Annotated in this window: 4 protein-coding genes; 1 reads left to right on the forward strand and 3 read right to left on the reverse strand. The window is 64.2% G+C overall.

Features of this window, described 5'->3' with window-relative positions; translation table 11 throughout:
* Nucleotides 1–207: 207 nt before the first annotated feature.
* The 3 genes from BV071_RS22760 to BV071_RS22770 all read right to left on the reverse strand — a co-directional run bounded on the left by BV071_RS22760 (nucleotide 208) and on the right by BV071_RS22770 (nucleotide 9,022).
* Entirely contained in the window at nucleotides 208–3,303 is a 3,096-nt protein-coding gene (locus tag BV071_RS22760; protein WP_081886177.1) for an autotransporter-associated beta strand repeat-containing protein, read from the reverse strand.
* A 236-nt stretch (nucleotides 3,304–3,539) separates the two neighbouring features.
* Nucleotides 3,540–8,378, reverse strand: coding sequence for an autotransporter-associated beta strand repeat-containing protein (locus tag BV071_RS36090; RefSeq protein WP_035612138.1), 4,839 nt, complete (start codon nucleotides 8,376–8,378; stop codon nucleotides 3,540–3,542).
* A 323-nt stretch (nucleotides 8,379–8,701) separates the two neighbouring features.
* Nucleotides 8,702–9,022: a hypothetical protein gene (locus tag BV071_RS22770; RefSeq protein ID WP_265594758.1), complete on the reverse strand. Its 321-nt coding sequence runs from the start codon at nucleotides 9,020–9,022 to the stop codon at nucleotides 8,702–8,704.
* A 42-nt stretch (nucleotides 9,023–9,064) separates the two neighbouring features.
* Here BV071_RS22770 and BV071_RS22775 point away from each other — a divergent pair, with 42 nt between their 5' ends.
* Nucleotides 9,065–9,856 (forward strand): hypothetical protein, encoded by a 792-nt coding sequence (locus BV071_RS22775; protein ID WP_265594759.1) that lies wholly within the window; start codon nucleotides 9,065–9,067, stop codon nucleotides 9,854–9,856.
* Nucleotides 9,857–10,160 lie beyond the last annotated feature (304 nt).

Consider the following 10,160-nt stretch of genomic DNA (forward strand, 5'->3'; position numbering starts at 1 on the left):
AGCATAAACCGCACCTTTGAAATAATATTGTGATTAAATGTGATTAATTGATCTTTTGAGACGCTTCTCGGTGTCGCGCAATGATGCTAATAAATGAAAAGTATGCGTAAAAATGCCTTTTATGATCACCCGATCACGTTCGCTTCCCCAAACGAAAAAGCCGCCCGGGGATTCCCGGGCGGCTTTGCGAATTAATGGAACCTAGGCTCAGGGGATATCCACCCGCAGGCGGGTGAAGAGACTGCCTCCGCTCGACAAGGCGCGCGGAATGCGCACCACCACGCGGTCGATGCCGGCGCCGTAGAAGTCGAAGGTTTCGTCGATCGTCACCGGGTTCTCCACCGGTACGCCCGGCTCGGCGGTAGTCCAACCGTTAAGCGAGGAACTATACTGCACATAGGGATTGTTACCGGCCGAGGCATCGGTGCGCCGGAAGGTGAACTCCACGTACGCAGGATTGCTGTTGTCCAAGGTCGGCAGCAGCGAGGTGGAATCGGAACTCGGCCCGCTGGGATCACCGCCGATGACGAATTCGATCCCGTTCGGGATGCCGTCGCCGTCAGAATCCGCAATGCCAGAGGCACCCGCGATTCCTTGGTTGGCGGCCCAGACCTGATAGTCGTTGGCGCCGACCGTCACGTTGAGCATGCCCGTGCCGCTGAAGCGGTTGTCATCCTTGTTGGTCGCGGCCGAGGCGGTGGAACCGTAGGTGCCGGCAGCCACCGGGACGCCGTTGATCAGCAGTTGCGCCACCGAGTCGGACAGGCCGTGCGGCAAGTCCAGCTTGGTGCCCGCGGTATTGGCGATCGAGACGGTGCTGCTATCGGCCAAGGTCGCGCCGCTGATCGTCAGGATACCAGCGCTGACCGTCGTGTTCCCGGTATACTGGGCATTCGCAATCACAGCGGTTTGCCCACCGGTCTTGGTCAGGGAGAAGGCCCCCGTCACGTTGCCGTTCAGCGCCATGGCGGCATTGCCTGCTTCCACCGTTGCGTCGCCCTCGAGGGTGACATTGCCGGTCCAGGTGCCTTGGCCGCCACCTTCGTTGTAGAGCTTGGCTCCAGCTTCCAGGACGACCGGTGTGGCGATGGTGCGGACACCGTAGGTGCCGGCCATTGCGCCATTCTTCACGCGCAGGTTGCCCGTGGCACCGCCCCAGGCTGCGTCGGTGTTCTCACCCCAAGACTTGCCACCGGCGATGACGATGTTGATCGGCGAGCCGCTGGCGTTCGAGCGGAAGCCAACCGCTGCGCTGCCGACTTTGGTGAGGGTGTGGCCGTTGCCGGTGATCGTGCCGGTGCCCGCCCCGTTGCCGAGGTCGAAGCGCCCGCCGTTGCCGCCGATCGAAGCGTCTGCGCTCAGGGTCACGCTGCGGAGTCCGGCGTTTTCCTGGATGTTGTTGGCAGCGCTGGTCGTGATCGCGCCCAAGCTGTCCGGGCCGTTGCCGGCGATGGTCCAGTCGTAGTTACGACCGGCTCCTCCGGGAGTGTTGCCATTGATGTCGACCTGCGCGCCGCTGGCGATCGTGACACCCGAGTTGTTGCCGAGGGCTTCGGCATTGCCGCCATACTTCAGGCGGCCGGCATTCACTACCACGGGGCCGGTGAAGCTGCTCAGCGAGCCGCCCAGGGTGAGGGTGCCGGTGCCGTTCTTGGTCAGGCCCGTGCTGCCACCGATGCCTGCACCTGCGCCCGTCACCGTGTAGTCGGAGGTGTGGTTGAAGCTGAGGCTGCCCGGATTGACGAGGCCGACGATGGCCAGGGTCTTCACCGTCGCGGCTTCCGTGAAGCTCACACTGTCGCCGTTGAAGAAGCTGGTCGCGGCGCCGTTGTCGAAGTTCAGGTCGGCGTTTTGGGTCCAGTTGGCATTCGCGCTGCCGGTCCAGGTCAGGGCCGCAGGCGTGAAGCTTACCAGCACTTGCGAGTTCGCCGCGTCATTGCTGGCCGTGCCGCCGCGGACGCCGCTGACGGTCAGGTTCGTGACCGGACCGGTGAGGCTGCCGTAGGTGAAGGCCGTGAAGGGCGAGGCCGATGCTTCGGTCACCGCCAGGTTGGTGGCGCCTCCGGAGAGGTCCACTGCACCGCTCACCACCATGGCCGCCGGGGTGTTGCCGTTGATCACCAGGCTGGAGGCCGTGGCCGCACCCGTGGTCAGGTTTCCGGCGATGGTGCCTTCACCACCGAGGCTGGCACCGCCAGCAACCGTGACTGAAGAGCCGAGGCTATTGTTCACGTTCAGCCGTCCGAAGGAAACGGTCACAGGGCCGGTCATGCCCATGCCGCCGCCATTCAGGTTGAGCGTGCCCGTGAAACCGGTGACGCCGATTTCAAGCGCGTTGCTGCCGGAAAGGGCTCCGCTGATCGCGCCGCTGACGTTGTTGTTCACCGCCATCCGCGAGTCACCGGTCAGGGTCACCGAGCCGGTGACAGTGGCTGCGGATTCGAAGCGGATCGCGCCGATCTTCACCGCGCCTTCCGTCCAGCCCAAGCCTTCGATCTGGAAGGATTGGCCGAAGTTTCCCGCAGCGGCCAAGCAGGCCTGCGAGTTGGCGCCCAGCACCTTTACCAAGCCGGTGGTAGCACCGTAAGCGCCGGTGTTCGTCGCACGCAGGCGGCCGTTGTTGATGTAGGTGCCGCCGGTGTAGGTGTTGGCATTGGCCAGGCCCAGAGCGTCAGGGCCGGTCTTCACCAGAGTCAGCGGCGTGGTGCCGTTGAAGTCTTTGATCGTGACCCCGTTGATCTGATAATCGCCGGAGCCGCCGTTTGCTACTACGGTCAACTGGCCCGCGGCCGAGGTGATCGAGCCGCCGCCCTTCACCCAGTGGCTGTTGTTGTGGAACAGCAGGCCGCCCTTGGTGACGTCGAGCGTGAAGCCGGTGTTGATCGCGAAGTCGCGGGCGGTCTCCACAAGGCCGATGGATTGGTTCGCGGCCAGCGTGGTGCCCGCCGCATTGTCGTAGTAGGTCGAGGCCGCCGTTGCGGTGCCCAGCAGGGCCGTGCCCAAGATCTTTTCCGCATTCGGAATTTCGACGACATTCGCGCCGTCATATTTCAGGAAGCTCCAGCGGGTGTGGGCCCAGCCGGGCAGAGAGCCGGTGGTCGGGGTTGCGCTATTGATGGTGCCGAGCGCGATGGCGGCATTGGTGTTCGCGGAGTCGAACCACACGGTATCACCGGTGGCGACATTGATATTCGCTACGCCTGCATCCACCACTTGTTCGGCGGCGTGGGCCGCCGTGGCGAGCACGGTAAGCAGGGCAGCTTGGGTCAGGGAGGACCTGACAATCGGGTTCAACGATTTCATGGGTTGGTCTTGGGTCGCGCCGGGGTCGGGGGCGCGGGGGATGGGTTCTTGCCGGTAGTTGAGATGGAGTCAAACTACCGTTCGGGTAGAAGTTGCTACGAAAAGGGGAGAAAAAGAGCCAAGTGGCTGGGCCGGAGCGACTGCCGCCATATGTCGGGAACAAAGCTGGCCGTTACGGAAAAAAAAGCCGTCCGGGGAAATCCCCGGACGGCTCTGAGCCCAATAACCCAACAAGATCAGGGAACGTCCGCGGTCAGGCGGCCGAAGAGCTTGGTGCCCGGAGCAGCCAAGGCGCGCGGGATCTTCACCGTCACCCGGTCGATGCCGGTGGCGAAGGCGTCGTTCTCCTCGGTGATGACCACCGGCGTGCCACTCGGCTGTCCGTTCACGGCGTTCGTCCAGCCTCCCTGCGCCAGCGCGGTGCTGTATTGCACGCGCGGGTTGTAGGTGACGGAGGCGTCAGCACGGCGGTAGACGATGGTCAGGTAGTTGGCGTCCGTGGTGACCGTCGGCAGCAGCGCGCTCGAAGCCGAGCCCGGGCCGGAAGGATCGCCGCCGATGACGAACTCGATGCCGTTCGGGATGCGATCGCCATCGGAGTCCACATTGCCACCCGCACCGGTGATGCCGTTGGCGGTAGCCCAGTTGCCATACGGAGTGCCGCCGCTACCGGCGGTGGTGACCACCAGCGAACCGGAGCCGCTGAAGCTGGCTGGATTGGTGGTGGCGTTGTAAGTGCCGGGAGCCATGCCCACGCCGTTGATGAACAGCGAGTGCACGGTGTCGTTGGCACCGTGGGTCAGGTTCAGGATTGCACCCGCGGCAATCGAGACATCCGACGCGTCCGCCAGCGAGGCGGTGCCCAGCGTGAGGCGCCCGCCGTTGACGGTGGTGTTGCCGGTGTAGGTGTTTGTGGCCGCCAGCACCAGGGTGCCGGTGCCGCTCTTCACCAGGCTGCCCGCGCCGCTGATCACGCCGGTGAGCGTGACATCGCCGCCGGTGCCATTGCCATCGCTGCCTGCGACGCCCGGCTGGCCGACCATCGTCGAGGTGTCGAAGGTGCCCGTGCCGGTGAGGGCGACCGTATTGCTGAAGCTGAAGCTATTCACGCTCACCAGGCGGGTGCCCAATGCGCCGTCGGTAAGCGCGACGTAGTCGGCCACGTCGGTGCTGCTGGCACCCTTGCGGATACCGATGCCGATGCCGGCAGTGCCCCACGCGCCGTTGCCACCTGCGGCTCCGGCTCCTTGGTAGGCGCGGACGTCGATGCTATACCAGCCGTCGTCCGGAGCATTGAAGGTGCCGGTGGTGGTGGTGTTGTAGACCGCGTCGTTGAACAACTGGGTGCCGTTGACCACGATCGAGGCCCCGTCGTCGAAGTTTTCGCCGAAGGACCACTGGCCTGCGGTCAGGTAGATGAACCCGTTGTAGATGTGCGTGGTCGCGCCCGGTACCACGTCACCAGTGACCGCGTGAAGCGTGGCCAGGTTGTTGGTGGTGGTGTCGGAGCTCAGGGTGCCTGCGGTCAACACGCTGTTGGCAAGCGCGGTGAAGTAGGTGCCGGAGTTGTCGAAGCGCAGCGAGCCACCGTTGATGGTGACCGGTGCGGTGGCCAGCGCCAGGTTGTGGCCCACGGTGGTCGTGCCGCCCGCGAGGGTGATCCCGGCGGTCAGGCCGGTGCTATTGCGGCGCAGCGTGACATCGGCGCTGCTGCCAGCCACCCGGATCGTGCCGCTGGTGCCTTGCAGTGCGCGGGTCGGCATCGCCGAGCCTGCCTGCAGGTTGCGGCCGAAGGCTGCCGTGCCGGTCAATTCCAGGATACCGCCGCTGACGGTGAAGGAACCCGGCGACTGGATCGAACCGGAAAAGGTCTCCGTGCCGGTGCCCGTCTTGGTGATGTTCAGGTGGTCCGAACCCTGCGGGCGCAGCGTGCCGGCGAAGGTGCCGCTGGCGTTGCCGCTACCCACGGTCAGGGTCGGCTTGCCGGCGATCGGCTGCATGAAGCCGGTGCCGGTCAGCGCACCCATGGTTTCCGAGGTGTAAACCTGGAAGATCGCATCGGGTCCCACATCCACGCTCGAAGCATCCGGGATCGGATTGCCGCCGAAGGTCTGGAAGATCGTGCCAGCGTCGCGGATCGCGACGTTGCCGGTGAAGGTATTGCTGCCGGACATCGTCACGCGCTTGCCGCCGTCGATGGTCAGGTTGCCGGTTCCGGAGATCACCCCGCCGAAGTGGAGGCGGTCGGTGGTGCCGGAGCGCAGGGTCACGTCGCGCTGCAGCGCGACCGGACCGGTGAACTCGGTGTAGTTCACACCGGTGCCAGCGAAGCCGATGATGGCCTGGCCGGTAGCCAGCGAGCTGACCGTGATCGGATTCGCCATGCCGCGGCCATTGCCAAGCAGCAGCGAGACACTCGATGCCCCGGTGGCGGCATCACCCAGAGTGACGCTGCCGGTGCCAAGGCCACCGTTGGTGCCAGTGACGGCGATCGCGCCTTCACTGATGATGGTTCCGCCGCTGAAGGTGTTCGGGGCGTTGATCGTCAGCGTCGAGCTGCCGGTCTTGTAAAGCGAGCCGATCCCGGAGATGAAGTTGCCAGCGCCACCGGTGATGGTGAAGGCATTGGTATCCGCATCCACCGTGATCTTGCCCGGAGCCAGTTCGCCGGTGATCGCCACCGCGGTGACCGCCGCGGTATCATCGAAGCGGGTGTTGTCACCCCAGAAGAAATTGTTGGCCGCAGCACCTGCGTCATTGAAGCCGCCGGTGGTGTTGAGGTCCCACAGTCCGCCACCCGTGCCGGTCCAGACGAGATCCTTGTTGTTGATCGTGAGGCTGATGACGCCCGGGCTGAAGTTGACCGAGGCGGAGCGGTAGTTCGCTTGTCCCGGCAGGGCCAGATTGCTAAGGTTGCCGGTCAAGCTGCCGCCATAAGTCAGGATGTTGGTGGTGCCGCTGAAGGGCACACTTAGGGCGATGTTGTTGATGCCGTTCAGGCTGAGCCCGCCGCCCGCGTGGAAGGCACCGGGAGTGGTCGGATCCACCGCCAGGTTCGCACCGCCGCTCACGCCGAGCGACAGCGTGCCGGTGGTCGAGCCTTCACCACCGAAGGTGACGCCGTCGTTGACGTCGACCTTGATTGCGTTGGTGCCGTTCAGGTCGAGGCGCCCGGCGTCCACGTAAACCGTGCCCGCCAAGGTGTTGTTGCCCGTCAGGTTCACGCTGCCAGCACCGGTCTTTCGCAGATCCAGCGTGCCAGCGAGGCCGGCGGTGATCGTCCGCGAGCCGCTTGGCTGGCTGAGCTCCAGCATGCCGCCGCCAAGGCTATCCGTGAGCGAAAGCGTGCCGGTGCCAGTGATAGGAGCGGTCAGAACGCTGGTCGTGCCGTTGAGGTCGAAGGTCGAGGTGGTCGACGCATTGGCGACCATCGGCGTGGCCAAGGTGGTGGCATTGGCCGCCACGATCTTGCCGCCATTGAGGTACACGAAGTCGTTCGTCCCGGCGGCGAGCGTGCCGCGGGTGCCGATCTCGAAGGTCCCGTTGGGGGACAGAGTGAAGGTCGAAGCCGAGTTGCCCGTGCCTGCACGGCTCTGGTCAAACTGAAGACCCGGGGCCTTCAAGACCGCAGGACCAGCACCGCCGCCGACGGTCATCGCTCCGGCACCGTCCCAGCCAACGCTGATGAGCTGGGCCGCGCCGGTGTTGGCATTCAGGCCGCTTGCATCAAGCGTACCGCCGGAGAGGTTGTAGATAGAGCCCGGGGTCAGACCGTTCGCCCAGTGGCCGAGACGGAAGCCGCTGCTGCCGCTGGCCAAGGTCACGGTGCCACCGCTCTGGTTGACCACGCCTGCCGTATTGGCGCCGTCGCCGATGTTGAAGAAACTGGTGCCCAGCAGCGAGCCCGGCAGAATGTTGAGGTTGCCGACCACTGCCGTGGCACTGTTGGCCGGGGTGCTCGTCACGCTGACCGTGCCGAAGAGGGCATCGGCGCCGCTCGCCAGGTTGATCGCACCGGAGTTCACGCGCAGGCTGCCGCTGTTATTGGCGGGGCCGGCAGCGTTGTTGATGGTGAGCACGTCGCCGGAGTCCGTTCCTTGCCAGGCCAGCACGGATCCGGTGTTCGCGAAGATCACCGGCGTCGCCAGCGTCATGGAGCCATCGAGTTGATAGCGGAGCGTGCCCGCGCCACTTCCGTCACCCAAGGTCACAGAGGCGACATTGGGAATCAGGTTGGTCGTGGTGGTGCCGTTGCCCACCTGGACGGTGCCGCGTTCGATCAGCAAGCCACCGGAGAAACCAGTTCCGTCGCCGGTCAGGATCGCGGTGCCGCCATCGGTGCGGCGGATATTACCGGTGCCGCTGAGAGTGCCGCTGAGCGTGGAGTTGGCCGCACCGTAGTTCCGCAGCACGCCACCGGACACTACGGCCTCGATGTTGCGGGTGAAGTTGCCCGTCGTGTTGAAGACGATACCACCGCCGTCGAGGATGATCTTGTTCGCCGCATTCCCGAAGTTCGAGGTGTAGCCGACGACACCCGAGCTGATGGTCACATCGCCGGTGAAGGTATTCGTGCCGGTCAGCGCGAAGATCACGTTCGAGCCACCGCCGGTATTCGTGGTGTCACCGTTCACGGCGAGGTTGAGCGGGCCGGTGCCGGTCACCGCCGAGGTCCAGGTGAGCGAGCGGCCGGTGGCGGCACCCACGACGGAGGTGTTGAAGACCGAGCCGCCGGTGATGTCGATCGAGCCGCCGGTGATGTTCACCATGCCCGCTTCCTTGAGCTGGATGAGGGGTGTTGCGACAGTGCCCGTGATCGTCACCGCCTTGGTGCCAACACCATCCGTGCCCGCGGAGAAAATCGCCGATTGGCCGTTGGTCCATGCCACGGTCGCGCTGGCACCCGTCACATCGGTGGTCCAGGTCGTCCCGGTATTCCAAGCACCGGCCGCATTGCCGGAGCCGGCGGTCGCACCATTGGTGTCGAAGTAGAGGTCAGCCGCCGTGGCGGGGAGAAGAGACGCGCTGGCCGTTAGGAGCGCGGCCCGGAGGATCGAAGCACGGTTGAGAAACATTTTTAGGTTGTTGTGAGGTCGGTAACCCCTGCAACATGGATTTTTCGGGCACTTTTTGAATCAAAATATGATTTTTACAGCAAATTGATCTGAGGTGACGCGTTTGATTGCACAACTATGGCCGAATATTGGAAAATCAGTGCTTTTACGCCGCAGCAACGATGTCGGTATAATGTAAAGTTTGCCGAAAAAGCGGCAAAAATGCGCAGTCCGTGGCCGCTTGGCGCGCAAATGAGGGGGCGCGCTGCCTTGGAACCGCTACCCGGTTCTGTCCTACATCCCGCCATCTCCGGCACCTGTCGGCATGAGCGCCGCCGGGGAACTTAGGACGCCAGCGCACGCGCGATCTCCAGCCACTCGTCTTCGAGTGACAGGCCGCGCGCCGGCACCGGCTTGCGGGCCCGCGCATACCAGTAGGCCGCGTTGCCCTGGTCACCTTCCTCGCGATGCAGCCACGCATGGATCCATGCACCCGCCGGATCGGGCAGGTTCTGGCAGTCGTCATGGGCCTCATCCCAGTGGCCCGCGCGTGCCAGCCACAGGACCCGCAACTCCGCGCTCAGTTCAGCGGGAGGCGTGCTGTCAGTCGTGGCAGAGCGGGCGAGGCTTTCGGCGTCCATGGATGTGAAGGAAACGCCTCGCAAATTAGGCGGCAGGCGTCTTTCTCCAAGGCTGTCATGAAGGCGATGTTTCCACTGCTTCTCTGCTCCGCATTGCCTTTGTTCGCCGCCGAATTGCCCCAGCTCACCAAGGAGCCTTGGCTCGGCATGTACGCCGGTATGGAGACGCGCGACTATCGCTTCCGCATCAAGCGGAGTGGTGAAGCGGAGCTTATCCTCAGGAAGCAAAAGGGCGATCTCATGACCGACAAATATGCGATCCGCTTCGTGCCCTTGATCGAGGACCTCACTCCGGATGGCAAGGTCGTCAGCAAGACCGTGCCGGACACCGGCTGGGAGGCGGTGACACCCGCCACGGCGGATGCGAAGAAGCTCACCTTCCGCGGCACGGTCGCGGGTGACGCCAGCTTCGAGGTGAATTTGGAAATGGAAAAGGGCGTGATCAGCGCCGGCGGCAAGCTGCTGGAAACGGGCAAGCTCAACAACCCCCGCTTCGTGATGCGGGTCATGGTCCCGAACCTTTACGTCTACGACAAGGACCCCGGGAAGCTGAAGGAGAAGGTGAAGAAGGACCGCATGGATTTCCTCCGCACCAATGGCAAGAAGATGAAGCTCGAGCTGGTCGAGGCCGTGGACGCGGAGACCCCGGAAGTCAGCGGTCCGGGCCTCACCCAGGCACGCATCGAGATGGCCGGCTTGGACGGTCATCGTCTTGACGTGGCCACCACTACCGGCGGGTCCTTCGAGCTTTGGAACCGCGAGGCGAAGGCCTTGATCGAAGGCTTTACCCTGGGCTGGAAGCACGACCCGGCGAAGGATCCCGATGGCAAGGCGCGGCTCACGGTCCAAGTGAAGTAATGTCGGACCCAGCACCGGATGGCGTCTTCTAACAGATTAGCAGGTGCCCTTTGCTGCAAGCGGGTGACCTTTCACTCTCGAAGGCTGTCTGGAATGGCACTCAGTTAAGGCGGTTTCCGTAGCCGGGCGCTCCAGCAGATGCCGAATCCAGGGAGCGTCCTATGGAGTGCGGTGGCACGACACCGCTTTGGCTGCGGGGGCGCTGGCATTCTTCAATTCGTAGCCCTTTCCCGCAGCGTGAACGAAGCGCCCACTGCCAGGCTCACTCCCGGATAGTCCGGAGCCGTTTGCCGCAACATCACCA

The sequence above is a fragment of the Haloferula sp. BvORR071 genome (assembly GCF_000739615.1).
Lineage (GTDB): Bacteria > Verrucomicrobiota > Verrucomicrobiia > Verrucomicrobiales > Akkermansiaceae > Haloferula.

Excerpts from the sequence above, each read along its gene's own strand:
- BV071_RS22775 (WP_265594759.1), top strand. The coding sequence starts at position 9,065 with ATGTTTCCACTGCTTCTCTGCTCCGCATTGCCTTTGTTCGCCGCCGAA.
- BV071_RS22760 (WP_081886177.1), bottom strand. The coding sequence starts at position 3,303 with ATGAAATCGTTGAACCCGATTGTCAGGTCCTCCCTGACCCAAGCTGCC.
- BV071_RS36090 (WP_035612138.1), bottom strand. The coding sequence starts at position 8,378 with ATGTTTCTCAACCGTGCTTCGATCCTCCGGGCCGCGCTCCTAACGGCC.